Origin of the sequence: Pseudonocardia terrae (assembly GCF_021343995.1) — a bacterium.
GTDB lineage: Bacteria > Actinomycetota > Actinomycetes > Mycobacteriales > Pseudonocardiaceae > Pseudonocardia > Pseudonocardia terrae.
In genome coordinates this window covers 1-24781 of sequence record NZ_JAJTTE010000076.1, presented here as the reverse complement: position 1 = coordinate 24781, position 24781 = coordinate 1, and the positions used below count along the sequence as shown (strand labels likewise).

General features: G+C 76.4%; 20 protein-coding genes and 1 tRNA gene. 10 read left to right on the top strand and 11 right to left on the bottom strand.

Going from position 1 to position 24781, the window contains the following annotated elements:
• Nucleotides 1–177: 177 nt before the first annotated feature.
• Nucleotides 178–1476 (bottom strand): competence/damage-inducible protein A, encoded by a 1299-nt coding sequence (locus tag LWC33_RS31585; RefSeq protein WP_233308369.1) that lies wholly within the window; start codon nucleotides 1474–1476, stop codon nucleotides 178–180.
• Between the two features lie 217 nt (nucleotides 1477–1693).
• Between LWC33_RS31585 and LWC33_RS31580 the strand changes: the two genes are divergently transcribed.
• The 4 genes from LWC33_RS31580 (at nucleotide 1694) to LWC33_RS31565 (ending at nucleotide 6410) form a co-directional block, all read left to right on the top strand.
• Nucleotides 1694–2965 carry a glycosyltransferase family 2 protein gene (locus LWC33_RS31580; RefSeq protein WP_233308368.1) on the top strand — a complete coding sequence of 424 codons (1272 nt, stop codon included), beginning with the start codon at nucleotides 1694–1696 and terminating at the stop codon, nucleotides 2963–2965.
• Nucleotides 2966–3181: 216 nt separating this feature from the next.
• The gene (locus tag LWC33_RS31575; RefSeq protein ID WP_233308370.1) at nucleotides 3182–3835 is read left to right on the top strand and encodes a response regulator transcription factor; all 654 of its coding nucleotides are present in this window, start codon (nucleotides 3182–3184) and stop codon (nucleotides 3833–3835) included.
• Nucleotides 3836–4272: 437 nt separating this feature from the next.
• Entirely contained in the window at nucleotides 4273–5616 is a 1344-nt protein-coding gene (locus tag LWC33_RS31570; protein WP_233308367.1) for an NAD(P)/FAD-dependent oxidoreductase, read from the top strand.
• Between the two features lie 140 nt (nucleotides 5617–5756).
• On the top strand, nucleotides 5757–6410 hold the full coding sequence (locus tag LWC33_RS31565; protein ID WP_233308366.1) for a class I SAM-dependent methyltransferase: 654 nt from the start codon (nucleotides 5757–5759) through the stop codon (nucleotides 6408–6410).
• A gap of 120 nt (nucleotides 6411–6530) precedes the next feature.
• Here the strand turns inward: LWC33_RS31565 and LWC33_RS31560 are convergent, their stop codons facing one another.
• Together LWC33_RS31560 and LWC33_RS31555 are read right to left on the bottom strand one after the other, a co-directional pair.
• Nucleotides 6531–7097: a dihydrofolate reductase family protein gene (locus LWC33_RS31560; RefSeq protein ID WP_233308365.1), complete on the bottom strand. Its 567-nt coding sequence runs from the start codon at nucleotides 7095–7097 to the stop codon at nucleotides 6531–6533.
• A 145-nt stretch (nucleotides 7098–7242) separates the two neighbouring features.
• Nucleotides 7243–9015: a trypsin-like peptidase domain-containing protein gene (locus LWC33_RS31555; RefSeq protein ID WP_233308364.1), complete on the bottom strand. Its 1773-nt coding sequence runs from the start codon at nucleotides 9013–9015 to the stop codon at nucleotides 7243–7245.
• 233 nt (nucleotides 9016–9248) lie between these two features.
• On the opposite strand from LWC33_RS31555, the gene LWC33_RS31550 reads away from it, so the two are divergent.
• Nucleotides 9249–9647, top strand: a complete 399-nt coding sequence (locus LWC33_RS31550) for a response regulator transcription factor (RefSeq protein ID WP_233308363.1) — start codon at nucleotides 9249–9251, stop codon at nucleotides 9645–9647.
• A gap of 170 nt (nucleotides 9648–9817) precedes the next feature.
• Here the strand turns inward: LWC33_RS31550 and LWC33_RS31545 are convergent, their stop codons facing one another.
• The 7 genes from LWC33_RS31545 to LWC33_RS31515 all read right to left on the bottom strand — a co-directional run bounded on the left by LWC33_RS31545 (nucleotide 9818) and on the right by LWC33_RS31515 (nucleotide 19597).
• Entirely contained in the window at nucleotides 9818–12214 is a 2397-nt protein-coding gene (locus LWC33_RS31545) for an ABC transporter permease (RefSeq protein ID WP_233308362.1), read from the bottom strand.
• Between the two features lie 111 nt (nucleotides 12215–12325).
• Nucleotides 12326–14704, bottom strand: a complete 2379-nt coding sequence (locus tag LWC33_RS31540) for an FtsX-like permease family protein (protein ID WP_233308361.1) — start codon at nucleotides 14702–14704, stop codon at nucleotides 12326–12328.
• A 3-nt stretch (nucleotides 14705–14707) separates the two neighbouring features.
• A complete protein-coding gene (locus tag LWC33_RS31535; protein WP_233308360.1) occupies nucleotides 14708–16360 on the bottom strand; it encodes a sensor histidine kinase in 1653 nt (550 codons plus the stop codon).
• 50 nt (nucleotides 16361–16410) lie between these two features.
• Nucleotides 16411–17184, bottom strand: a complete 774-nt coding sequence (locus tag LWC33_RS31530) for an ABC transporter ATP-binding protein (protein WP_233308359.1) — start codon at nucleotides 17182–17184, stop codon at nucleotides 16411–16413.
• A 155-nt stretch (nucleotides 17185–17339) separates the two neighbouring features.
• Nucleotides 17340–18254, bottom strand: coding sequence for an alternative oxidase (locus tag LWC33_RS31525; RefSeq protein ID WP_233308358.1), 915 nt, complete (start codon nucleotides 18252–18254; stop codon nucleotides 17340–17342).
• Nucleotides 18255–18577: 323 nt separating this feature from the next.
• Nucleotides 18578–19261, bottom strand: a complete 684-nt coding sequence (locus tag LWC33_RS31520) for an alpha/beta fold hydrolase (protein ID WP_233308357.1) — start codon at nucleotides 19259–19261, stop codon at nucleotides 18578–18580.
• Nucleotides 19262–19315: 54 nt separating this feature from the next.
• On the bottom strand, nucleotides 19316–19597 hold the full coding sequence (locus tag LWC33_RS31515) for a DUF2795 domain-containing protein (RefSeq protein WP_233308356.1): 282 nt from the start codon (nucleotides 19595–19597) through the stop codon (nucleotides 19316–19318).
• Nucleotides 19598–19807: 210 nt separating this feature from the next.
• Here LWC33_RS31515 and LWC33_RS31510 point away from each other — a divergent pair, with 210 nt between their 5' ends.
• Nucleotides 19808–20197: an STAS domain-containing protein gene (locus LWC33_RS31510; protein ID WP_233308355.1), complete on the top strand. Its 390-nt coding sequence runs from the start codon at nucleotides 19808–19810 to the stop codon at nucleotides 20195–20197.
• A 16-nt stretch (nucleotides 20198–20213) separates the two neighbouring features.
• Nucleotides 20214–20309 (top strand) — tRNA-Sec (locus LWC33_RS31505).
• Nucleotides 20310–20329: 20 nt separating this feature from the next.
• On the opposite strand, the gene selD is transcribed toward LWC33_RS31505, so the two are convergent.
• Complete coding sequence (gene selD / locus LWC33_RS31500; RefSeq protein WP_233308354.1) at nucleotides 20330–21373, bottom strand: selenide, water dikinase SelD; 1044 nt, start codon at nucleotides 21371–21373, stop codon at nucleotides 20330–20332.
• A 103-nt stretch (nucleotides 21374–21476) separates the two neighbouring features.
• Here selD and LWC33_RS31495 point away from each other — a divergent pair, with 103 nt between their 5' ends.
• From LWC33_RS31495 to LWC33_RS31485, 3 genes are all read left to right on the top strand, one after another.
• Nucleotides 21477–22613, top strand: coding sequence for a prolipoprotein diacylglyceryl transferase (locus LWC33_RS31495; protein WP_233308353.1), 1137 nt, complete (start codon nucleotides 21477–21479; stop codon nucleotides 22611–22613).
• 21 nt (nucleotides 22614–22634) lie between these two features.
• Nucleotides 22635–23978: an L-seryl-tRNA(Sec) selenium transferase gene (gene selA, locus LWC33_RS31490; RefSeq protein ID WP_233308352.1), complete on the top strand. Its 1344-nt coding sequence runs from the start codon at nucleotides 22635–22637 to the stop codon at nucleotides 23976–23978.
• Between the two features lies 1 nt (nucleotide 23979).
• The coding region (locus tag LWC33_RS31485; RefSeq protein WP_233308351.1) for a GTP-binding protein at nucleotides 23980–24781 on the top strand (802 nt) is incomplete at its 3' end.

The window sequence follows — 24781 nt, the reverse complement described above, 5'->3', positions numbered from 1 at the left end:
CGCAGAAGCCCACAGCCCGACTCGCAGAAGCCCACAGCCCGACTCGCAGAAGCCCCAGCCCGACTGGCGGGAGCCCACAGCCCGACTCGCGGAACGGCGGTCCCCACCTCCGCGACTCGGGAGATGCGGGGTGTGTGTCGGGAGGGGAGATGCGGGGGTGCGGGTCGGGAGGGTGGGTCAGCGCGGGAGGCCGCCGGCGGCGCGGAGCAGGAGGTGCATCGCGAGGTCGGTCGAGCGCTCCCGGATGTCCCCCCGCGAGCCGGGGAGGACGGGGTCGCGGGCGAGGACCTGCCCGTCGGCCGTGGTGATGCAGAAGCAGACGTAGCCGACCGGCTTGGCCTCGCTCCCACCCCCCGGCCCGGCCACGCCGGTGATCCCGACGCCGATCGACGCCCCGAACTTCTCGCGCGCCCCGTCGGCCAGCGCGCGGGCCACCTCCGGCGACACCGCCCCGTGCTCGGCGATCATCTCGGCGGGCACACCCAGCAGCGCGGTCTTGGCCTCGTTCGAGTAGGCGACCACCCCGCCGTCGACGTAGTCCGACGACCCGGCGCGGTCGACCAGCCGCGCGGCCAGCATCCCGCCGGTGCACGACTCCCCCGTCGCGACGGTCAGCCCGTGCTCCAGCAGCGCCTCCGCGAGCAGCTCGTCCGTGGTGGTGCCCACCGCGCTGACCAGCTGCGTGCGGTGCCGCGCGATCAGCTCGTCGGCCAGCTCGGCGGCGACCCCCTCGGCCCCGGGCAACGGGTGCAGGTCGACCTCCAGCTCCGAGCGGCGCAGGCAGGTCGTCACCTCGACCTCGGACAGGTCCCGGGCGCGCTCGATGTCGCGCAGCGTCTCGGCGATCTCGGACTCGGGCAGGTTGAAGAAGCGCAACGACCGCGCCTCGGCCCGCGGCACCGTGGCCAGCAGCTCCGCGAACGGGGCCGATTCGAGCGCCGAGGGCCACATCCCCTGGAGCTCGCGCGGCGGTCCGGGCAGGACCACGACCAGCGGCCCGTCCGGGCGCCGGACGACGAGCCCGGGCGCGGTCCCCACCGGATCCAGCGCGACGGCGCCGCGCGGCACGAGCGCCTGCTTGCGGGTGGCCTCGTCGAGGGCGGGCCCGGCGAACCCGGTGCGCCGCGCCCACCGGGCCACCCGGCGACCGATCGTCTCCTGCATCGCGGTGTCGAGCTCCAGCTCGGCCCCGACGAACGCCGCGACGATCTCGACCGTGATGTCGTCCGCGGTCGGACCCAGGCCCCCGCTGGTCACGACCAGGTCGACGCCGGCCTCGGTCACCTGGCGCAGTGCGGCGGCCAGGTCCTCCGGCCGGTCCCCGACGAGCACGAACTCGGCGACCTCGAACCCGAGCTCGCCGAGCTCGCGGGCCACCCACGGTCCGTTCGCGTCCCGGACGGCCCCGGTGAGCAGCTCGCTCCCGGTCACGACGATGCCGGCGCGCGGCCGGCGGACCCTTGATCCCTCACCCACGCAAGGACCCTACCCCGCCCCGGGCATGTCACCGAGTGATCGATACGGAGCGTGATCAGTATGGCCCGAGCCACTCCGTGGTGCACTCGTGAGGACGTCACTGACCTGGGGATGTGCTCGTTCTCAGGGTGGTCACAGCGTGCGTGCGGAGACTCGTGGTCGTCCCTCCCGGGCCACCCGAACGCCGGGTGCCGGGCCGGGACGGAAGGGACGCGAGATGACGGACGAGCACGGACCCACGTGGGTCGGCGAGACCGACGTCGACGACGTGGCGGGCCTGCACGTCGAGCCCCGCTTCACCGCTGCGCGGCTGCTGGTGACCGCGCACGGCGACGCGGTGGGGCAGGTGACCGTGCCGCTGCGCGCGGGTGTGGCCGACGCCGTCACCGTGGCCGAGGCGTTGAGCACCCAGCTCGGCGCCCTCCCGGCGCCGCGGCCGGTGCCGAGCTCCGTCGAGCCGATCACCGTCGTGATCGCCACCCGGGAGCGCCCCGAGAGCCTGGGCCGCGCCGTGCGCGCCGTGCTGGCCGGCGACCATCCCGCCGTCACCGTCCTCGTCGTCGACAACGACCCGGCCGACGACGCGACCGAGCGGGTCGTCGCGCAGATCGGCGACCCCCGCGTCCGCTACCTGCGCGAACCGCGCCGCGGCACGTCCGCCGGCCGCAACCGTGGGCTGGCCGAGGCGCAGACCCGGCTCGTCGCCTTCACCGACGACGACACCGAGGTCGACACCGCGTGGGCCCGCCGACTGGCCGGCGCTTTCGCCGCGGATCCCGAGGTCGTCTGCGTGAGCGGGCCGGTGCTGGCCGCCCGCCTCGACACCGAGCAGGAGCGCGTCGCCGACGCCACGCTGGGCTGGGCCAAGGGCTTCCGCCCGCGCACCTTCTCGCTGGCCGCGCCGCCCGCCGACTCGGCGATCTTCCCCTTCGCGCCCGGTCTGCTGGGCATCGGCGCGAACCTGGCCGTGCAGGCGGACGTCGCGCGCGGGATCGGTGGGTTCGACGAGGCCCTCGGCCCCGGCTCCCCCACCCGCAGCGGCGAGGACTGCGAGTTCCTGGTCCGGCTCGTGCTCGCCGGGCACGTGCTCGCGTACGAGCCGGCCGCGTGGGTGCGCCACCACCACCGCAGCGACCTCGCCGGGCTGCAGGAGCAGGTGGAGGGGTACGCCGTCGGCCTGGCCGGGTTCCTGACCAAGGTCGCCCTGTCGCCGCGCGGCCGGGCCGCCGCGTTGCGCCGCATCCCGGCGGCCGTGCGCCGGCTGGGCGCGATCGCCGACCGCGACGCCGGGGTGACCGGCGGCCCCGAGACCGCCGCGCCCGGCTCCGGCCGGCGGCACCGGGCGCTGCTCTCCGGCCCCTGGCTCTACCTGCGCTCGCGCCGCCGGGCGATGCGGGCCGGCGGCCGGGTGCCGCCGCTCGTGCTCGACGTCGTGCCGCCGGTCCGCGCGGAGCAGCGCCCGCGCGAGGCGGTACTCGGCCTGCACTGAGCCGCTCGGCCTGCACTGAGCCCCGGAAGCTCGCCGCGGTCGCGTACGCCGGGCCTTCGCGATGCGCGTTCCTCGACCGGCCGGCCCACCGGACCCGCTCCCGCTCGCCACGGGACCCCGTGCCGGCCCGGCGGCGGAGGTGGTCACCGCCCGGCAACGGTGTGGTCAGCACACCCCCGCACGGCCCGGACCTCCCTCTACGCTGGGCGCGTGAAGATCCGAGTGGTCCTGGCGGAGGACAACGCCCTGCTCCGGCACGGACTGGTGCGCCTGATCGACGGCACCGAGGACCTCTCGCTCGTCGGCGCGGCCCCCGACCTGCCGGCGCTCACCGCACTGATCGACGAGCACGATCCGGACGTCGTGGTCACCGACATCCGGATGCCCCCGGCCCACTCGGACGAGGGGCTGTCCGTGGCCGCCGATCTGCGCGTGCGCAAGCCGGAGATCGGCGTGATCCTGCTGTCGCAGTACGCGGAGGCGCAGTACGCGCTGACGCTGCTCGCCGACGGCACCGCCCGGCGCGGCTACCTGCTCAAGGAGCGGGTGGCCGACGGCGACGAGCTGGCCGAGGCGGTGCGCCGGGTCGCCGAGGGCGGCTCGGTGATCGACCCGACCGTGATCGAGGGCCTGGTCGCCGCCCAGCGCGCGAAGCCCTCGGAGCTCGACGCGCTCACCCCGCGCGAGCTCGAGGTCCTGGGCGAGATGGCGCAGGGCAAGAGCAACGCGTCGATCGCCGCCGCGCTCGTGCTGTCCGAGCGGGCGATCGAGAAGCACACCAACTCGATCTTCTCCAAGCTCGGCCTGTCCGAGGAGCGCGACCTCAACCGCCGGGTCTCCGCGGTGCTCGTGTACCTGCAGAACAGCTGACCGCAGGTCTTCGCCGGAGCGGACCACCAGTTGCCGCAGCCGAAGGTGTGGGGCCTTCTGATCCCACCCCGGCTGCTGTACCGGCCCGCCTCCCCGGTCGGCCCGCCTCACACCCCGATGGGGTCAGCCCCACCGGAACCGGCGGGAACACCCCTGCGGTCGTAGGGGAAGCGGGATCGGCCGCGAGGTGCCCGGCGGGCATCCTTCTCCCGTCAGCCTTCGACGACCGGCCACCGCCGACGGGCGGAACCGGGTCGAAGTGCGACGACCAGACCGCGAGCAAGGGCGTTCATCGGGTTCTGTCCAGCCCTGCTCACCGCTGAGCGACAAGCCCTGACCGACCGAACGGCCTCGGAGCCGGATCCCGGACGCCTCGGGCGTCCGTGGCTGACCGGTGGGCCCGTCGGGACCAGGCGCCATGAAGGGGAGACAGACCTATGCACAACTCGACTCTCCGGCGTGCGGAGAAGAGCCGGCGCCCCCAGGTCGTCGTGATCGGCGGCGGGTTCGGCGGGGTCCGGGCCGCGAAGGCGCTCGCCCGCGCCGACGTCGACGTGACGCTCGTCGACCGCGCCAACCATCATCTCTTCCAGCCGCTGCTCTACCAGGTCGCCGCCGGGATCCTCCCGCCCGGCCTCATCGCGCCGGCGCTCCGCAGGGTGGTGCGGAAGGAGCGCAACGTCCGCACGCTGCTCGCCGAGGTCCACGGCATCGACCCGGAACGCAAGGTGGTCCGCGCCGCCACCCCCGCCGAGGGAACGCTCGAGCTGCCCTACGACTACCTCGTCGTCGCGGGCGGGGCCACGCACGCCTACTTCGGGCACCCGCAGTGGTCGCGGTTCGCGCCGGGCATGAAGACCATCGAGGACGCGCGCATGCTGCGCAGCCACATCCTGGGCGCCTACGAGTTGGCCGAGCTCGCCACCGACGACGCGGAGCGCCGGGCCCACCTGACCTTCGTCGTGGTCGGCGCCGGGCCGACCGGCGTCGAGATCACCGGCCAGCTGGCCGAGCTCGCCCGGCACGTGCTGCCCGAGGACTACCGCTCGATCGACACCCGGCGGGCGAGGATCATCCTGCTGGAAGCCGGCCCAGCCGTGCTGGGGCCGTTCGCGCCGAAGCTGCAGCAGTACACCCGGCGCCGGCTCGAGGAGATGGGCGTCGAGGTCCGCCTGGACACCGCCGCCACGGACATGGATGCCGAGTCCATCGTGGTGCGAGGCCCGGCGGGGGAGGAGCGGATCGTCGCGCGCACCAAGATCTGGGCGGCCGGGGTGCAGGCGTCGCCGCTGGCCGCGATGCTCGCCAGGGCGACCGGCGCCCCGACCGACCGCGCGGGCCGGGTGGCCGTGCGCCCGGACTGCAGCGTGCCCGGCGCGGAGGGCGTCTACGCGATCGGCGACATGGTCACCACCGTGGACCGGTTGCCCGGCGTGGCGCAGGTCGCCATGCAGCAGGGCACCTACGTGGGCAGGCAGATCGCGGACCAGGTGAAGGGCGACACGAGCACGCCTGCCCCTTTCCGCTACGCCGACAAGGGCAGCATGGCCACGATCGGCGCCCGCCAGGCGGTGGCCCAGATACGCGGCGTCACGATCACCGGATACCCGGCCTACCTGCTCTGGCGCTACGTGCACGTGATGTTCCTGGTCGGCTGGGGCAACCGGCTGGGCACGCTCTACGACTGGCTCCGCTCCCTGCGCCACGCCCGCAACCGCGCACACCGGCTGATCACCCTGACCCGCACCACAGCGGTCGAGGAGATGTCGGTAGCGGCCTGACATCCGCGCACGACCGCCCGAGCCAGGCGTGGGAGCTCTCGCAACGTACGTGCTCACCGAGAGACACCCGTCGTGCCGGAACAGCTGATCATTTCGGCTTCCGCGCTGCAGGAACGCGGCCGATGGTGCACGGTCCGCGCATGACCTCGCGGATCACGTCAGGCCGTGTCCACGACCACCGGTCCGGGTGGGCCTTCCTCTGCCGCGCGGTCCGCCGCCCGCACCTGTTCGGGTCGCCGGCACCGTCCGGTCGCCTGCTCGCCGCGCAGCTCGCAAGCCTGCTGCCGGACTCCGGCACCCCGACCGTCGTCGAGCTGGGGGCGGGCACCGGCGCGCTCACCGCGCGGATCCACGAGCGGCTCCCGGCGGGCTCGCGGCTGCTGGCGATCGAGCTCGACGAGGTGCTGGCCGCGCACCTCGCCGCCCGCCTGCCCGGCGTCGACGTCCGGCAGGGCGACGCCGAACGCCTCCCGGCCCTGCTCTCCGAGGCGGGGATCGCGCGCGCCGAGGCCGTCGTGACGTCGCTGCCGTGGACACTCCTGCCCGGACACCGCCGCGACGCCGTGCTCGACGCGATCGCGGCCGCGCTCACCCCCGAGGGGATGGCGACCGCCGTGCTCACCCGCACCGCGCTGCCGACCCGGGCGCGCGAGCTGCGCCGGGCCTGCGCCGCGCGATGCGCCGAGGTGGAGACGATGCCGGTCGTCTGGCGCAACCTCCCGCCGGCGGTGCTGGTCGTCGCCCGCCGGCCGCGCCCCACCGCCGTGCACCAGCCGGACGCGCGGGCGTCCTAGGCCGGACAGGTCCGACCTCGAGGTCGACGTGCCCTGCCGGCCGGGACCCGAGGCGACGCCGACAGGTGTCACCGTCTCGACGCCGGGTGACCCGGTCGGAGCCGGAGCGGTGGTCAACGGTCAGCGCCGTGTCCGGAAGGTCGACTCCACGACCCGGCCGTCGAAGACGCGGGTGCCGACCAGGTCGAAGTCCAGCCGGGTGCCGCCCGACGCCAGCACCTCGTGCGGGCCGCCGAGCACGACCGGGTGCACGCAGACCCGCACCTCGTCGACGAGGCCCGCCGCCGCCAGGGAGCCGGCCAGGGCGGCCCCGCCCATCAGCACGATGTCCTTGCCCGGGCGTTCCTTCAGCGCGGCGACCTCGGCGACCACGTCGTCCCGGATCAGGGTGGTGCGCTCGATGTCGACCCGCTCGAGCGAGCGCGAGACGACGACCTTCTCCGTGGCCCGCCAGCGCGGCGCGTACGCCCGGTCGTGCGGGTGGTCGGAGACCTGGTCGGCGGTCGGCCAGTACGCGGCCATCATCTCCCAGACGCGGCGGCCGTAGAGCAGGGTGTCCAGCTGGTCGTTCAGCTCCACGGAGTACGCCGACAGCTCCGGGCCCATCCGGGGCCAGTCGAACTCCCCGTTCGGGCCCTGGATGCGGCCGTCGATCGAGGTGTGGACGAAGTGGATCAGGGTGCGCACGGGTTCCTCCCCCATCGGGGCGCCCTCGTGGGCGCCGTTCCTCGGTTGGTCGGAGCGGCACGCGCGTTTTCGACACGGGTGCGGGAGAAATCTTCGAGAACGACCGTGGGGCCGGTCCACCGGACCGGCCCCACGGCGCGCGAGCTCAGCTCTGACGCGTCCCACAGGTGGCGCAGAAGACCGCGCCGGGCGTGACGGTCGAGCCGCAGTTCGGGCAGCTCCCGGCCCTCGGGATGGCGACGACCGCGGTGGGCGCGGCGTCCTCAGCCGAGCCGTTGACGCCGTTGACGCCGTTGACGCCGTTGACGCCGCTGACGCCGCTGACGCCGCTGACGGGCGGGGCCGGCGCGGCGGGGTGCACCAACGGTGCAGCGGGGGCGGGGCGCTGCGAGGCCATGATGTCGGCCGGGGTGACGACCGTGGTCGGACCGTCGGCGGGGCCGGCCGGCGCGGGAGGACGGGGCTGCTGCCACGCCGGGCCCTGCGGGGGCTGCGCCGACGGCACGGACGGCACCGACTGCACCGGCGTGCTCCCCCACGGTGCCTGCGGCATGCGCGGGGCCTGCGGCGCCCGGTTCGCTGACCCATCGATACGGAGGTCGCGCGGGTCGCGCGGCGCCGGGACCTCGGCCGCGGCGGCCATGGCGGCCTTGCCGCCCTTGCGCCGGCGCAGCAGCACCACGAGCAGCGCGATCCCGCCGACGACCAGCGCGGCGGCGCCGCCGACGATCGTCCAGAACAGCCACGGGGCGAGGCCCCAGAAGCCGGTGCCACCCTGCTCCGCGGCGGGGGCGACCGGCGTGTCGCCGAAGCGCTCCTTGGCCTTGGCGGCCTCGGTCTTGAACTGCTGCGCCTGCCCGTGCCCGGGGTCGACGAGCAGCAGCCGCTCGAACCCGGCGATGGCGTCGGTGTAGTGGCCGGCCCAGTAGTTCGCGAGCGCGTCGCGGTAGAGGGTGTCGTTCGGGCCCAGCTGGTTCTGCACGCCGTTGCGGGCCAGCAGCTCGGTCAGCCCGCTCGCCGGGGCGATGAAGTTGAAGGCTTGGTCGTTGGGCAGGTGAGCGCTGTTGATGCCCAGGACGTCGCCGTCCATGTTCACCGTCGGGCCGCCGCTCATGCCGGGCGACAGGGACGCGGAGGTCTCGTAGTACGGGACGCTCCCCATGGTGCGCCTGGTGCTGATCTGGCCGTCCTTGTTGGACGGCTCGAGGGTCGTGTCGGTGACGGCGTCGGCGGCGGCCGGGTAGCCGATCGACAGCACCGGGGTGCCGATGGCGGTGTCGGCGTCCGTGCCGAGCTGCACCGTCGGCAGGTCGGTGCTCTCGATCTTCAGCAGCGCGACGTCGCCCTGGCTGGGCGGCCGGAAGTCGACGAGCCGGGCGGGCACGACCTGGCCCTTGGCGCCGTTGCCGGTGCCCGAGCCGATCACGGCCGAGTACTGCGCGTCGATCGGCGAGCCCTTGGCCTGGCCCTCCACGGTCCAGTTCGCCAGGCCGTAGGTCACGGCGTCCTGCACGGTCACGCCGGGCGCCCCGGCCGCGACGTCCTGCGCGACCATCTGGATGAAGTCCGCGCGGATGCCGTCGGGGCTGGTGGTGTCGACGCAGTGGCCCGCGGTGGCCACGTAGCCCTGCGGGTTCACGCCGAAGCCGGTGCAGGTGGCGTTGAGCGTGAGCGGCTGGCCGTTGTTGTAGTACATCCCGGTGCCGTCGCCGACGTAGGCGGTGAAGGTCTCGGTGAGGTACACGATCGCCGGCCGCACCTCGGCGGCGGCCTTCTCGGTCGGCGTGGCCTGTTGGGGCGACGTCCCGGGCCCGGGCGGGGCGCCGGGTTCGGCGGCCAGGGCGGTGCCCGCAGTGGCGAGGGTGACCGAGGCGGCGACGGCGACTGCGGCGGCGGCTCGGGCGATGGTGCCGGTCATGGTGGTCCTCTCGAGGGTGGCGGTCCGGGCCCGTCGGCCCTCGCCCGGGGGCCGCGACACGGCCCGCTGGATGACGAGGGGAACTCTGCCGCCGCGGGACGGGGGGCGACGAGGGGTTCACCCCGTGGACGGGGGTGGGGCCAGCACCACCACCGGCTCAGGAGGTGGACACCGCGCGGACCACGGGGCCGCATCCTCGGCGGGCGCGGCGCCGGCGGGGCAGACTGTCCCGCATGGAGCAACGAGGCGCATCGACGGCCCGGGTGCGCGTGCTGGTGGTGGACGACCACCGGCCGTTCCGGTTCGCCGCCGCGGCGGTCGTCCGGCGGATGCCCGGGTGGGAGATCGCGGGGGTCGCCGAGACCGGCGAGGCCGCCGTCGACGCCGTCGCCGAGCTCCGGCCCGACCTCGTGCTGATGGACGTCAACCTGCCCGGTATCGACGGCGCCGAGGCCGCTGCGCGGGTCTCCGCCGCCGCGCCCGGCACCCGCACCGTGCTGTGCTCGACCTACCGTCTCGAGGACCTGCGGATCGATCCCCACGGTCCCGGCATCGCCGGCTACCTGCACAAGGAGGAGCTCGGCGCGCCCGTGCTGCTCGACCTGTGGAAGAGGATCGGCACCGCGGCGTAGCCGCACTCAGCACCGCGGCGTAGCCGCAGTCAGCACCACGGGGTAGCCGCGGATCGGCACCGCGGGGTAGCCGCGCGATCGGCACCGCGGCGAAGCCGCACATCGGCACAGCGGCGTAGCCGCACGATCGGCACAGCGGCGTAGCCGCGCGGCGGGCCGCGGCGGAGGTCTCATCCCCTGCGCAGGGACGCCGCGACGGGCTCGCGGGCCATGCGCACCGCCGGCACCGCCCCGAGCACGAGCGAGCCGACCAGCACCGCGGGGATGATCAGCGCGATCGGCCAGACCGGCACCGCGACGTCGGGCGCGACGCCGGTCTGGCTCGCCACCTGCCACCACAGCAACCGCCCGCCGCCCAGGCCCAGCAGGATGCCGAACACGACGCCGGGCAGCACGGTCGTGCCCGCCAGGACGCCGAGCGCGGCCCGCACCTGCCCCGGTGTCGCGCCCAGCACGGACAGCAGCGCGGCGTCGCGGGTGTGCCGGCGGACCGCGCTGACCAGCGTGTGGACCAGACCCGCGACGGCGACGACGGCCAGCAGCGTCGCCAGGATCTCGGGCAGCCGGAGCAGGCCGGCGAGGGTGTCGATCTCCGGCGGCATGCCCGGGAGGTGCACCTCCAGCCGTTGCGCGAGATCGGTGTAGAGCGCGTCCGCCTGCCCCGGCGCGGCCAGCACGTGCGCCGACGCCAGCGGCTGCCGGAAGAGCGTGCGCAGCTGGTCGGGCGTCATGACCAGGCCCTCGCCGAGCGGGGCGGCGCGCTCGGGTTGCGGGACGGCCACCCCGGTCACGACGAGCCGGGCCGTGCGGCCGTCGGAGGAGGTGACCTCGACCGGATCGCCGAGGCCGAGCTGCTCGCGCACGGCCACCCGCGCGCCGACGGCGACCTCTCCCGGCACCTCCGGCAACCGGCCGCTGACCAGGGACACCGGGATCGTGCCCTTGCGCGGCACGTGGGCGTAGGCGTCGATCTGCCGGGAACGGGCCGGATCGATCGTCACCCGCCCGGTCTCGACCTCGGTCAGCCCGCCGACGCGGGGATCGGCCGTGAGCGCCGCCATGTCCGGCTCACGCGCGTCGGCGATGGTGAGGTCGGAGGTGAAGCCGTACCGGGCCGGGGTGTCGACGAGCCGCTGCAGGCTGGCGCCGAGCATGGTCGACGCGACGATCCCGGCGACCGTCACCGCGATCCCGGTCGCCGTGACCGCGGCGGGCAGGCCGATCGTCCCGGGCACCGTGCGGCCACGGAGCGCGAGCCGCAGCCCCACGAACAGCGGCGGCCAGCGCACCGCCCAGCGAGCGGGCCGGCGCCGGCCGGGCAGCGGCGGAGTGACGGCGGCGCGCCCGGCCAGTGCGGCGCTGCCGGCCGCCAGGGCCAGGAAGGCGACCAGGACGACCGCGCCGCCTCCGGCGACCGTGCCCCAGACGGGCCGGAAGCCGGTGTCGGGCTCGAAGCGGGCCTGGCTGCCGAGGGGTTCGATGGTGCCCGCGGCCAGCGTCATCCCGGCCGCGACGACGGCCGCCACCCCGGCCCCCGTCGTGGCGGCCAGCACCCGGGCCCCGATCCGCTCGGCGGTCGTCATGCCCAGCGCGTTCTCCACCCGCTGGTCGAGGGCGCCGCGGGCGTGGTGGCGCACCAGCCCCTGCCCGACGACGACGCAGCCGCCCACCGCCACGACCAGCGCGAACCCCCACAGCCCGATGCCGAGCACGCGTTCCGCCGCGGCGACGGCGGGGTCGGCGTCCGTGGTCGGGAAGACCGGGACCTCGGGCACGTAGTTGCCGACGATCAGCGGGTGGGGCAGGCCCTCGTAGCTGCGGGCGAGGGCGGCGACGAACCGGTCCCGGAGCGCGGCGTCGGCCGCGGCGTCGCCGGTGTAGGCCAGCCGCGCGAAGCCGGAACGCCCGCCCGCGGCTCCCGCGTTCTGCGCGGCGAAGGCCGGGGTGGACAGCGCGTCGCCGAGCGGGCCGGTCCAGGAGGGCATCCGCCCGATGCCGACGACCGTCATCCGGCGGGTGGCGCCCTCCGGCTCGCCGAAGCCGACGTCGAACCGCGCGACCTGGCGCAGGGTCAGCATCTCCAGCGTGATCCGGTCGCCCACGTGCAGCCCGGCCGCGGCGGCGAGGGGCTCGCCGACCAGCAGCTCGTCGGCCGCCTCGACGCGCGGGGCGCGGCCGGCGACGATCACCGGCGCGACCAGGTCGTCCGGCCGTTCGGGGCCGGCGATCACCGCGGTGTACTGCAGCGTGGGGCCGGCGATCTGCGCGATCCAGGCGTAGGCCGTCCAGCTCTCCTCGACGCCGGGGAGCCCGGCGAACCCGGTCGTGACGTCGGGGAGGTCGGCCGGGAGGTAGGCGCGGGCGTCGTCGAGACCGGTGCGCTGGACCAACCGGGGGTAGGCGCTGCCGGTGCGGTCCGCGACCACGGCGGCACCGAGCAGGAGCCCGCCGACCACGCCCGCGATCAGGCCGAGGACGAGCAGCGCCCGCAGACCCGAGCGCAGCTCCGCCCGCGCGACGGCCCGCATGCCGTGCCAGCCGGCCCCGCTCGGCCCGCCGCTCCTCACGCCACCCTCGACGGCGCCGCCCCTCACAGCGCGCCCCTCAGAGTGCCGCCCCTCACAGCGCCGCCCCTTCCTGCGCCGCCCTCACAGTGCCGCCCCTTCCTGCGCCGCCCCTCACAGCGCCGCCAGGGAGGTGGCGGCGGGCGTGCGGACCCGCCGGGCCGGGACCGCCGCGACCAGGGCCGCGCCGAGCGGCACCGCGGCGATGAGCAGGGCGATCGGTCCGACGGGGACCGCGATGTCGCCGCCGACCCCGATCGTCGAGGCCACCTGCCACCAGAACAGCCGGGCCACGCCGAGCCCGGCCGGTACCCCCAGCAGCACGGCGGGCACCGCGGTCGACGCGGCCAGCACGCCGAGCGTGATCCGCACCTGCCCCGGGGTCGCGCCGAGCACGGAGAACACCGCCATCTCCCGCGCCAACCGCCGCGCGCCGACCAGCAGCGAGTGCGCCAGTCCCGTGCCGGCGACGACGGCGAGCACCACCGCGAGCACGTCGGGCAGCCGGCCGAGGTCGCCGAGGTTCCGGATCGCGTCGGGCACGGTCGGTGGGGCCAGCTCGAGCCGCCCGCCCAGCTCGGCGGCGAGCGCCGCGGCGGCGCCCGGCCGGGCGTAGACGTGCGTGGTGAGCAGCGGGAAGTTCCGCTCCGGGCTGACCGCGCGCAGCCCGTCCCCGGTGGCGAGGAGGTCCTGGCCGAGCGGGCCGTGGTTCTCGTTGGGCACCACCGCGACCCCGACGACGGTCATCGGGTGCGGTGCGCCGCCCGTGGCGAGGGTGTCGATCCGCTCCCCCGCGGACAGCCCGCGTTCGGCGGCCAGCCGCGGGTTGACGGCGACCTCGTCGGCTGCCGTCGGCAGCCGCCCCGACACCAGCGCGACGGGCGGGGTGCCCTTGCGGGCGGTGATGCTGACGATCCCGAGCGTGCCGCCGGAGCCGAGCCGGGCGTACGACGTGTCGGTGATCGCCAGTATCGCCACCCGCGGGTCCTCGGCGAGGGCGACGACGTCGGGCTCGCGGCTGTCCGCGATCGTGATGTCGGCGCCGCCCGCCCACCGCTCCGGCGTCGCGACGAGCCGGTCGAGGCTCGCCCCGACCGTCACCGTGGCGACGATCCCGGCGACCGCGGCCGTGGCGGCGAGCGTCGTGACCAGGGGCGGCACCCCGCGTCTCGTGCCGGCCTGCGCGAGCCTGCTGCCGAGCAGCAGGGTCGGCCACCGCCCCAGCGACCCGCCGACGACGGCGGCGAGCGATCCCTCGCGGGGCACGGCCGGCTCGGGTACCGCCAGCGCGCGCCGGCGCCAGGCGAACGCCGCCGCCGCGGCCGTGACCAGCAGGAACAGCGCCGCGAGGGCCGCGCCGCCGGCCAGCGCGAGCGCCCATTGCGGCCGGAAGCCGGGCTCGGGCTCGAAGCGGGCCTGGCTACCCAGCGGCGCGAGCGTGCCGGCGGCCACCACCACCCCGGCGCCGAGCAGCCCGGCGACCGCCGCGGCCGGAACCGCCGCCCCGACCCGGGCGGCGACGCTCTGCGCCGCCGTCATGCCCAGCGCGGACTCGACCGACCGCGCCGCGCGAGCCGTGCCCGCGGTGCGCAGCAACCCGAGCCCGACGACCTGCAGCGCACCCAGTCCCACGACCAGTGCGAACAGCCCGACGCCGAGGAGCAGCGCCCGTTCGGCCGCCTGCACCGCCGGATCGGGCGCCCGCGGATGCTCCACCCCGGGCGTGAGGTACTCGCCGACGATCGACGGCTGCGCGGCCGCGAACGCGGCGACGGCCTCGTCGAAGCGGGCCGCGGCGTCGGGCCCAGGGTCGAGACGGACGTAGGCGGAGTGCCCGATCCCCGTCCCGGCCAGCGCGCGGGCGAACGCCGGCCCGGCCAGGACGTCGGGCAGCGCCTGTCCCCACGCCGGCATCCGGGCGACGCCGACGACGCGCACCGTGGTCGCCGGCCCGTGCGGGGTGAACCCCACGGCGAACCGTGCCATGTCCTCGAGGGTGAGCATCCGCAGCGGCAGAACGGTGCCGACGCCCATGCCGTGCTCGGCCACCCGCTCGGAGACCACGACCTCGTCGGCCGCGGCGGGGTCGGCCGCCCGACCGTCGACGACCACCGGGGTGACGAGCCCGGGATGCGAGGCGGTGCCCGCGGCGAGCGACATGAACTGCACCTGCGGGCCGCCGACCTGCGCGACCCACGCCTCGGTCAGCCACGCGTCGGCGACGCCGGGCAGGGTCGGCAGCGCCTCGATCAGCGCGGGCCGGTCCGCCGGGACGATCAGCCGGGCGTCGTCGAGGTGGACGGCCTCGACGAGCCGCGGGTAGGCGGTGGCGGTGCGCTCGCCGACCGCGACCGCGCCCAGCACCACGCCGCCGACCAGGCCCAGCACCACGCCGAGGGCGAGCAGGCTCCAGCCCCGTTCCCGCAGCTCGGCACGGGCGACGAGGCGGACCGCACCCCGGGTGCCCGGTGCGCCGGCATCGCGTGCCGGCACCGCTCAGCCCGCCACGGGCGCCGGGCGCGACGCGATCGGCGCCGTCCGGGGCGCCGCCGCCGTCGCTCCCCCGACCGGGACCGGGATGCGTCCGGTGAGCACCGTGCCCTCGCCCGGTGCCGACACGAGCTCCACGGTCCCGCCGATGGCGCCGAGGCGGTCCGCCATGTTCTGCAGCCCGCCCCCGCCGGCGACCCGGGCGGGGTCGAAGCCGGGCCCGTCGTCGGCGACGACCACGGTGAGCTCGTCGCCGTCGGCGCCGGCCGCCACCTCCAGCGAGATCGTCACGTGGGCGCCCGGGGCGTGCTTGCCCGCGTTCTGCAGGGCCTCGAGGCAGCAGAAGTAGACGGCGGCCTCCGCCTGCTCGGGCATCCGGCCGACGCCGTCGGCGTGCACCTCGACGGTGAGCGGGCTGCGCTTGGCCGCGGCCCGCAGCGCGTCGCCCAGGCCGGCGTCGCGCAGCAGCGGCGGGTAGATGCCGTGGGCCAGGTCGCGCAGCGCCTGGATGGAGTCGCGGACGCCGCGGTCGAGCTCGTCGAGCAGCTCGGCGTCGGGGTCGTCGGGCGAGGTCAGGGTGTCGCGGACCAGCCGCAGCCCGACGGCCAGCGCGACCAGGTGCTGCTGGGCGCCGTCGTGCAGGTCGCGCTCGATGCGCCGGCGTTCGGCGTCGGCCGCGGCGACGAGCCGGGTGCGGGAGGCCTGCAGGTCGGCGTTGGTGCGGCGCAGGTCGGCGAGGGTGGCCTGGAGCGCCTCGTCGAGGGCGCGGTTGCGCAGCACGATCGCCAGCCGCCGGACGACCTCGGCGAGCGCCCGCTCGTCCGCCTCGCCGAAGGTGTCGGCGTCGACGTCGCGCTCGATCACCACCAGCGCCAGCACCTCGCCGCCGTGGACCGCGGGGGCGAGCCGCAGCTGCCCGCGGCGGGCCGGCCCGTCCTCCTCGACCAGGTGCGGCAGCCACAGCTCGAGCCAGCCCGGTCCGGCGACGCCGGCGCGCTGCAGGGTGGCGAGCTCGTCCCCGTCGAGCGGCAGCGGCTCGGGCCCGGGCTCCACCGGCTGCGGGACGACGAGACTGCGCGCGAGGCTCCGCGGCGCGTCGACGCGGTCGGCCCAGATCTGGACGCGGGACAGCCGCCAGTCCTGCCGCATGGTCTCGGCGAGCTGGCGGAGCAGGTCGTCGACCGGCGTGCCGCGGCCGGCGCGCTCGGCGAAGTCGGCCAGCAGCTCGTCGGGCGAGCGGCGGACGCCCTGCAGCGCGGCCCGGGTGGTGCGGGCCGCGCGGCGGCCGAGCGGCCCCGCGACCACGGCGACGACGAGCATTCCCACCAGCGTCGGGTCGACCAGCGCGCGCTCGGCGCCGAGCGGTATCCGCCCGAACACCAGCAGCACTACGAGGAGGCCGGCGCAGACCGCTACGGACAACCCGCCGAACTCCGAGGCCCCGACCAGCACGGCGGTGCTCGCGCGGCGGGCGGCGGCGCTGGCCGTCAACGCGATCCCGACGGCGAGCACGACCCCGGCGATCAGCCCGGTCACCCACCAGGCCGGGCCGCCGCCCAGCAGGCCGACGACGACGCCGGGCGCGATCACCCCGGCCGCGCCGATGACACCGGAGAGCAGCAGGGAGCTGCGGGCACGCCGGCCCGTCCCGACCCCCACGCGACGGTGGCTGCGGAACCCGGCGCCGGCCGGGAGCGGGGTGCGGTGTCTCACCGGGCGACCCGCAGCCCGGCGGGCACCTCGACGGGGCCGGACGGCTCGCCGTCGGCCAGGATGCGACCGTCGCGCATGCGGACCAGCCGTTGCGCGCCCTCGGCGACCTCGCGGCTGTGCGTGACCATGAGGATCGTCTGTCCCTGGGCGTGCAGGCGCTGGAACAGGTCGAGGACCTCGGCCGCGCCGTCGGAGTCCAGGGCGCCGGTCGGCTCGTCGGCCAGCAGCAGCGTGGGGCGGTTGGCCAGCGCACGGGCGATCGCGACGCGCTGGCGCTGGCCGCCGGAGAGGGCGGCGGGCAGCTCGCGGGCCTTGTCGAGCAGGCCGAGCTGGTCGAGCAGGTCGCGGGCCCGGGCGGTCGCCTCGGCGGGCTTCGCGCCGGCGACGAGCGCGGCGAGCGAGACGTTCTCCAGCGCCGACATGTGCTCGATGAGGTGGAAGAACTGGAAGACCAGCCCGACGCTGCGGCGGCGCAGCCGGGCGAGGCGCTGGGCGCCGAGCTCCTCGATGCGGGTGCCGTCGAGGGCGATCGTGCCCTCGTCCGGGCGGTCGAGGCCGGCGAGCAGGTGCAGCAGCGTGGACTTACCGCAGCCCGAGGGCCCCATGAGCGCCACGAACTCGCCGGCGTGCACGGTGAGGTCGACCCCGCGCAGCGCGCGCACGGGCGCCGTACCGGCCTCGTAGATCTTGCGCAGACCGCGGACGACGAGGGCGGGGCCGGGCGCGCCGGGCGCCGGAGTGCCCGCGACGGACTCGGTCTGCTGTGTCACCTGATCACCCTAGGGAGGGCCGGGTCCGCACCGGGAGTGCCCGCGGCGAAGACACCGGCTGGCACGCCGGAGGAGGGTGGTACTGGCACCACCCCCGGCCTGTCCTCGCCGGGTCCGGCGCGGGCGTTACGCCGGCCCGTGGATCACCGGGCCGATCACCTCAGCCGGCCCTCGGCGAGGTAGCGCTCCGACTCCTGCTTGTGCATCCGCTCGTCGTGCCCGATCTGGCGGAGCAGGTCGGCGACGGTGACGTGGGCGCCGTAGCGGTCGGCGAAAGCGGAGCGGTGCGGGACCGTCTCCAGCTCCGGGTGCTCGGCGACGTACTCGGCGTACTCGTGCTCGGCGTGGTCCTCGAAGTCGGCGTTGAGACGGTAGCTCCGGCGCGGCGCGAGCACGAACATCAGCCAGGCCACGTGGTAGTAGGACAGCGCCAGCAGCAGCGGCAGCACCCGGAAGCGCAGCCGACCCGGCTCCCGGCCGGACGCGCGGACGAGCTCGCCCACGATCAGCAGGTGCCACTGCTCGTTGTCCTGCTGCTCCCGGTTCTCCTCGATCCGCGCGTGGATGCGGCGGGCCAGGGCGCCGTCGCGGTGCCGGCGGGTGAGCAGCCGGTAGGCCCCGTTCTCCCAGATCTGGTAGGGGATCCGGGCGACGATCTCCAGCACCTGGAACTTCTCGAGCGTGCGGCGGCGGCCGTAGAGCAGGTCCATGGTCAGGAAGAGCAGCCGGGCGAGGAGCGAGTAGTGGCGGCGGGGTGCGGCGAGGGTGGCGAGCTGCTCGCGGCGCAGCGCGCGCCGGCCGAGGCGCGGGGTGGCCGCGGCCGTGAGCGGGCGGGCGTGATCCGCGGTCGGGAAGGCCGTGAGCGGACGGGCGTGATCCGCGTGGGTGGAGGCGGTGCGCAGGCGGGCAGGATCCGCGTCCGGGAAGGGAGGGCGTCGCGGATCGACTCCTCCGCCGCCCGGACGGGGATCATGCGGGCCCGACGGCCACGGTCCGGGGTGACGCGGCAGCGGCCGGCCCCGAACGGGCCGGTGCACGACGTGATGCGGGTGCACCGGGCGGGGATGCATCGGGCGGGGATGCATCGGGCCGGGGTGCGGCGGCCACGGCGCGGGCCGGAACGGGACTGCGGCCGGTTCCGGGCGCCGGGGCGCGGGCACGCTCCCGACCTGCACGGGGATCCCGTGCTCGGGGCCGGTGGGGGTCGGGGCGCGGTGCATGCGGGTCCTCCGGATCGGCCCGGCGGGGTCCGGGCGGTCGGGAGAACCCTGTCGTCGCGGGACCCGCGGAACGACCGTGCTGCCCCGTCGCCCGCACACGGCACCCGCACCCCGGGGCGGTGAGGCCAGCACCACCCCCGCGCGTCGGGCCGCCGCAGCCGCCGCCCGTCCGGTCAGCGGATCCGGCCGAGCAGCTCCGCCAGCTCGTCGGGCAGGGAGAACATCGGCGCGTGCGACGACGGGAGCCGTTCGACGTGGTCGGCGGCCGCGGCCATCCGTTCCTGCGCCTCGGGCGGGAAGGACGCGTCGTTCGCGCAGATCACGTATGTGACCGGATGCATGCGCTCGGGCGCCGAGCTGGGCGAGCCGAGGCTGGCGAGCGACTGGGGCCGCATCCGGCGCAGCAGCGGCTCGGCCCGCTCGCGGGGCACGTCGGCACAGATCGCCCGGTGGAGCACGCCGACGTCGTCGACGGCCCGCAGCGTGCCGTCCTCCTGCGGCACGGCCCAGGGCAACGGCGGCAGCGTCGCCATCAGATCGTTCGCGGACGTCCCCGCGGCCGGCCACAGCGCGGCGACGTACACGCCGTGCACCACGTCGGGATGGTCGGCGAGCTCGGTGACGACCATGCCGCCGTAGGAGTGCCCGACGAGCACGACCGGCTCCCCGGCCGACTCGATGTGCCCCCGGACCAGGTCGGTGTCCGCGGCCAGGTCGCCGAGCGCGGTGGGGTCGGGTCCGGAGCTGAGCAGCTGGGGGGCGTCGACGACGTGCCCGGCCTTCTCCAGCCGCGCTCGGACCTCGTCCCAGTACCAACCGCCGACGAACGCACCGTGCACGAGGACGAAGGTGGTCACGAACCGAGCGTGGGCCACGTCACAACGCGGCGGCAACCGCCGAAAGGCGGGAGATCAGGCGTCGGCGTCCCGGGCCTGGTCGGCGGCCGCGGCCTGGATCCGGGGCTGCTGCCGGTAGCCCGGAGCCGGCCGGGGCAGCAGCCCGAGGGCCACCCCGATCGCGGTCAGGTCCAAGTAGGTCCCGACCGGCAGCGACCAGAGCTGGGCGGCACTCAGCGAGTCCGCCCCGTAGTGGTCCGCATGGGCGATGATCTGCCACTTCGCCGCGGGATAGGTCAGGCCGGCCAGCACCTGGCCGATGCGCGCCAGATCGGTGCGCGACGTCCGTCGGTACACGGGTTCCTCCTGGTCGGGCGCGCCGTGAGGGGCACCGGTCGCGTCCGCGGAGAGAGTGCCCCATATCACACTTCCCAAACGCCCCGGGCCCCGCGACCCGCCGGAGTCGGCCTCTGTTGTGCCGCCCCGGCGCGCCCCCGTAGGGTTGGCGGGCGGTTGAGGCGACAGTCCGCAGCACGCGTCCGCGGAAGTCGAGGAGCACGGTGCGCAATGAGCAGTGAGACCCCCGCCGACGAGGGTGGCGTCGAGATCGAGGACGTCGTCCGTTTCGAACGGGCAGGCGAGGGTGACGGTGCGTCCCTGGTCGCGCACGTCCGGGGCGAGATCGACACGTTGACCGCGCCGTTGCTGCGCACCGAACTCGACGCGCGGCTGCCCGAGGCCCCGCTCGTCGTCCTGGACCTGTCCGGGGTGACCTTCCTGGGGTCCGCCGGGCTGGCCGTGCTCGTCGCGGCGAAGGACGCGGTGGAGCGGCGCGGCCACACGCTGCGGCTGGTGTGCGGGTCGCGGATCGTGACCCGGGCGCTCGAGGCGACCGGGCTGCTCGCGCTGTTCGACGTGGCCGACGGCGTGTCCGACGCGCTGCGCCCCACGGGCTGAGCCGGCACCGCACCAGGGAGGCGTCTGGGCGCCTGGTGGCCCCCGCGGTCTTCAACACCGACGTGGCCGAGCACCTCGGTCAGGCGGGTTCGATTCCCGTCCGCCTCCGCCATCCGTCCGGGCGGACCGGCGTCACCGGCTGACGCGGATCCGGCCCGTCCCCTCCTGCACCCGTCCGACGATCGCGGCGCCCGGCAGCTCCGCCACCGCGGCCGCCGCCCGGTCCGGGGCGGCGCCGAACAGCAGACCGCCCGAGGTCTGCGCGTCGGCGAGGAGCAGCACGTCCGTCTCCGTGACACCGGGCGCCGGGTCCAGCACCTCGGCGACCCAGTCCCGGTTGCGCCGCGTGCCGCCCGGGACCGTGCCGGCCTCGGCCAGCTCCCGAACGCCCGGCAGCAACGGCACCTCGCCGACGACGATCTCGGCGTCGACCCCGGAGGCGGCCGCCATCTTGCGCAGGTGCCCCAGCAGGCCGAACCCGGTGACGTCCGTGCACCCGGTCGCGCCGGCGGCGAGCGCGGCGGCCGAGGCGGCGGCGTTGGGCGTGCACATCGACTCGACCGCGCGGGCGAGCAGGTCCTCGCCGGCGGTCCCGGCCTTGACCGCCGTGGTCGCGATGCCGACACCGAGGGGCTTGGTGAGCACCAGCGCGTCCCCCGGGCGCAGGCCGGTGTTGGTGAGGATGCGGTCCGGGTGCAGCTCGCCGACCACGGCCAGCCCGTACTTGGGCTCCGGGTCGTCGATCGAGTGCCCGCCGACCACGGCGAACCCGCACTCCCGGCCGGCGTCCGCGCCGCCCTCCAGCACCTCGGCGAGCATCTCCGGCGGCAACGTCTCCGACGGCCAGGCCACGATGTTGAGGGCGAAGAGCGGGCGGCCGCCCATGGCGAAGACGTCGGACACGGCGTTGGTCGCGGCGATCCGGCCCCAGGTCCGCGGGTCGTCGACGACCGGGGTGAAGAAGTCCGTGGTCGCCACGAGCGCGCGGTCGGCGTCGAGCCGCCAGACGGCGGCGTCGTCCCCCGTCTCGGTACCGACGAGCAGGTCGGGGTGACTGGGCGGGGTGACGCCCGCGAGAACCTCGGCGAGCCGGCCCGGGCCGATCTTGCAGCCGCAGCCCGCACCGTGGCTGAACTGGGTGAGTCTGCGCGTCTGTCCGGTGGTACCCGCCGTCATCCTCCGACCGTAGCGGAGTCCGCCCGTCGCACGCTGGCTCCCACTGACCGACCCCGGCCGACCCCGCGCGGAGATCGTCCGGTCCGCGAGTCACCCTGGAGGCGTGACATCCGTTCCGGAGCGTGACGCCGACCCGGCCAGCCGGTCCGGCGCGTTCGAGGTGGTGCGCCGCGGCTACGCCCGCGACCAGGTCGACGCGCTGGTCCGCGAACTGGAGCGGCGCGCCCGGGCCGCCGAGAACGCCCGCCGCATGGCCGAACAGCACGCCGCGGGGCTCGCCGAGGAGCTGCGGACCCTGCGGGCCGGCACCCCGGCGGAGGGCCTGCCCACCGTGCCGCAGAGCTTCGGCTTCCGCGCGGAGAAGGTGCTGCGGCTCGCCGAGCGCGAGGCGTCGGACATCCGGGCCGCCGCCGAGCGCGACGCCGCCGAGATCCGCGCCGCCGCCACGCGCGAGGCCGCCGACCTGATGGAGCGCGCCCACACCGCCGCGGGGCAGGCCCGTGCGGACGCCGACGCCGAGTGGGCGGCGGTGGCCGCGGAGCGCGCCGAGCTGGCCGCCGGGGTGGCCGACCACGCCGAGCGGGTGGAGGAGCTCGCCGGCCTGCGGACCGCGCTGCGCACCGAGCTGGCCCGGCTGCACGCCGCGCTGGGCGCCGAGCTGCGCGGGCTCGACGCGGCGCTCCCGGTCGGCGCGCCCCCGGGGAACGCAGCGGTGGACGAGCCGTTCCCGGCGTCGGAGCAGGGACAGACCGAGGCGGTGTCCGGCGCGGAGCAGGGACAGACCGAGGCGGTGTCCGGCGCGGAGCAGGAGCCCGGCGCGGAGCAGGAGCCCGACGAGGGCCCGACCCCCGCGGCAGGGGTGCCCGAGGTCCCGGCCGGTGCGGTCACCGAGGCCGACGAGACCGACGAGGCCGACGAGGCCGACGACGCCGACGGGACGGGCGAGGCCGAGAAGGCCGACGTGGGCCTGTTCGAGGAGGCCGGACCCGCCGGGCCCGAGGACGACAGCGTGGGCGAGGACGGCGAGCCCGCCGCGGACGAGACCGCCGACCAGGCCGGCACGGCCACGACCGAGGAGCGTGCGGGCGAGCCGGCCGCCGCGGTGTGGACCCCCACCCCCGGCACCGCGGACCTGTTCGAGGCCGACCAGGCCCGTCCGGCCGACCGCGGGGCCGTCCGCGTCCCGGAGCAGCGCCGCGAGCAGAACACGGAGAACCGACACGCCCTGCGCCGGGGCTGACGGGCACGGCATGCTCTTCCCATGACGGACGCCCCGGTCCGCGGCACGACCGCTCCCCCGCCCGCGGACGCACCCGACCCGCGCCGCGCGGTACCGCGCACCGACGCGGTGCTCGCCGACCCCCGCCTGGCGGAGGCGGCGCACCGGCTCGGCCGCGCGCTGGTGAAGCGCGCGGTCGTCGACGCGCAACAGCAGGCGCGCGCCGGCGCCATCCCGCCCACCGAGGTCGCCGACGCCGCGCTGGCCGCCCTCCCCCGCACCGCCACCCGGCTGCGTCCCGTGCTCAACGCGACCGGCGTGCTGCTCCACACCAACCTCGGCCGGGCGCCGCTCTCCGCCGCCGCGCGGGAGGCCCTCGGGGTCGCCGCCGGGACCTGCGACGTCGAGCTCGACCTCACGACCGGCGCCCGCGGCCGGCGCGGCGCCGGGGTGCTCGACGCCCTGCTCGGGGCCGTGCCCGGCGCGGCCGCCGCGCACGTCGCGAACAACGGCGCGGCCGCGCTCGCGCTCGTCGCGGCGACCCTCGCGGGCGGGAAGGAGATCGTGGTCTCCCGCGGGGAGCTCGTCGAGATCGGCGACGGCTTCCGGATCCCCGACCTGCTCGAGTCGACCGGCGCCCGGCTGCGCGAGGTCGGCACCACCAACCGCACCCACCTCGCCGACTACGCGCGCGCCCTCGGCCCGGAGACCGGGTTCGTGCTCAAGGTGCACCCGTCGAACTTCACGGTCAGCGGCTTCACCAGCGAGGTCGGTCCCGAGGAGCTGGCGGGGCTGGGCGTGCCGGTGGTGGCCGACATCGGGTCGGGGCTGCTCACCCCGCACCCGCTGCTGCCCGACGAACCCGACGCCGCCGGCATGCTCGCCCGCGGCGCAACGCTGGTCACCGCGTCCGGCGACAAGCTCCTGGGCGGGCCGCAGGCGGGGCTGGTCCTGGGTGGCGCGGGCGAGGGCGCGGAGCTGGTCGAGCGGGTCCGGCGGTTCCCGCTCGCCCGGGCGATGCGCGTCGACAAGCTCACGCTCGCGGCGCTGGAGGCCACTCTGCGCGGCCCCGGTACCCCGGTGCGGGCGGCGTTGGAGGCCCCCGTCGAGGACCTGCGGCGGCGGGCCGAGCGGCTCGCCGCGCAGCTGGGCGAGGTCGCCGAGGCCGTCGACTCCGTCTCGACGGTCGGCGGCGGGGGCGCCCCGGGCGTCACGCTGCCGAGCGCGGCGGTCGCGCTGCCGGAACGGTTCGCCGCGGCCCTGCGCGCCGGCGACCCGGCCGTCCTGGGCCGGCTCGAGGGCGGGCGGTGCCTGCTGGACCTGCGTGCCCTGGACCCGGCCGACGACGCCGCCCTCGCCGCCGCCGTCGCCGCTGTCGAGACCTGAGATGCCCGCCCGCGTGATCGCGACGGCGGGGCACGTCGACCACGGCAAGTCCACCCTGGTCCGCGCCCTGACCGGGATGGAGCCCGACCGGCTGGCGGAGGAGCGCCGCCGCGGCCTGACGATCGACCTCGGGTTCGCGTGGACCCGGCTCGACTCGGGCACCGAGCTGGCCTTCGTCGACGTGCCCGGCCACGAACGCTTCGTGACGACGATGCTGGCCGGCGCCGGGCCGGTGCCCGCGGCGATGATCGTGGTCGCCGCCGACGAGGGCTGGATGCCCCAGAGCGCCGAGCACCTCGACGCGCTCGACGCCCTCGGCGTGGATCGCGGGCTGCTCGTGATCACCCGCTGCGACCTGCTCGACCCCGAACCCGCCCGCGAGGACGCCCAGGCGGCGCTGGCCCGCTCGTCGCTCGGCGCGCTGCCGGTGGTGGCGGTGTGCGCCCCGCGCGGCGAGGGCCTCCCCGAGCTTCGCGCCGCGCTCGACGCGCTGGTCGGCGACCTGCCCGAGCCCGATCCGGCGGCCGACGTCCGGCTGTGGGTGGACCGCGCCTTCACCATCCGCGGCGCCGGGACGGTCGTGACCGGCACCCTGGGCGCCGGCACGATCCGGCTGGGTGACGAGCTGGAGCTCGGCGGGCGCCGGGTCGGCGTGCGCGGGCTGGAGAGCCTCGGCGAGCCGCGCGAGGAGGTCACCGGCGTCGCTCGGGTGGCGGTGAACCTGCGCGGGCTGTCGAAGGAGGCGGTCGGGCGCGGGGACGCCCTGCTCACCCCCGGCGCCTGGCTCAGCGCGACCGACGTCG

What these genes read in the sequence shown, in the direction of transcription:
- LWC33_RS31565 (WP_233308366.1), top strand. Translation starts at nt 5,757, where the DNA reads ATGACCTCGCGGATCACGTCAGGCCGTGTCCACGACCACCGGTCCGGG.
- LWC33_RS31525 (WP_233308358.1), bottom strand. Translation starts at nt 18,254, where the DNA reads ATGCATCCCCGCCCGGTGCACCCGCATCACGTCGTGCACCGGCCCGTT.
- LWC33_RS31580 (WP_233308368.1), top strand. Translation starts at nt 1,694, where the DNA reads ATGACGGACGAGCACGGACCCACGTGGGTCGGCGAGACCGACGTCGAC.
- selA (WP_233308352.1), top strand. Translation starts at nt 22,635, where the DNA reads ATGACGGACGCCCCGGTCCGCGGCACGACCGCTCCCCCGCCCGCGGAC.
- LWC33_RS31550 (WP_233308363.1), top strand. Translation starts at nt 9,249, where the DNA reads ATGGAGCAACGAGGCGCATCGACGGCCCGGGTGCGCGTGCTGGTGGTG.
- LWC33_RS31555 (WP_233308364.1), bottom strand. Translation starts at nt 9,015, where the DNA reads ATGACCGGCACCATCGCCCGAGCCGCCGCCGCAGTCGCCGTCGCCGCC.
- selD (WP_233308354.1), bottom strand. Translation starts at nt 21,373, where the DNA reads ATGACGGCGGGTACCACCGGACAGACGCGCAGACTCACCCAGTTCAGC.
- LWC33_RS31510 (WP_233308355.1), top strand. Translation starts at nt 19,808, where the DNA reads ATGAGCAGTGAGACCCCCGCCGACGAGGGTGGCGTCGAGATCGAGGAC.
- LWC33_RS31570 (WP_233308367.1), top strand. Translation starts at nt 4,273, where the DNA reads ATGCACAACTCGACTCTCCGGCGTGCGGAGAAGAGCCGGCGCCCCCAG.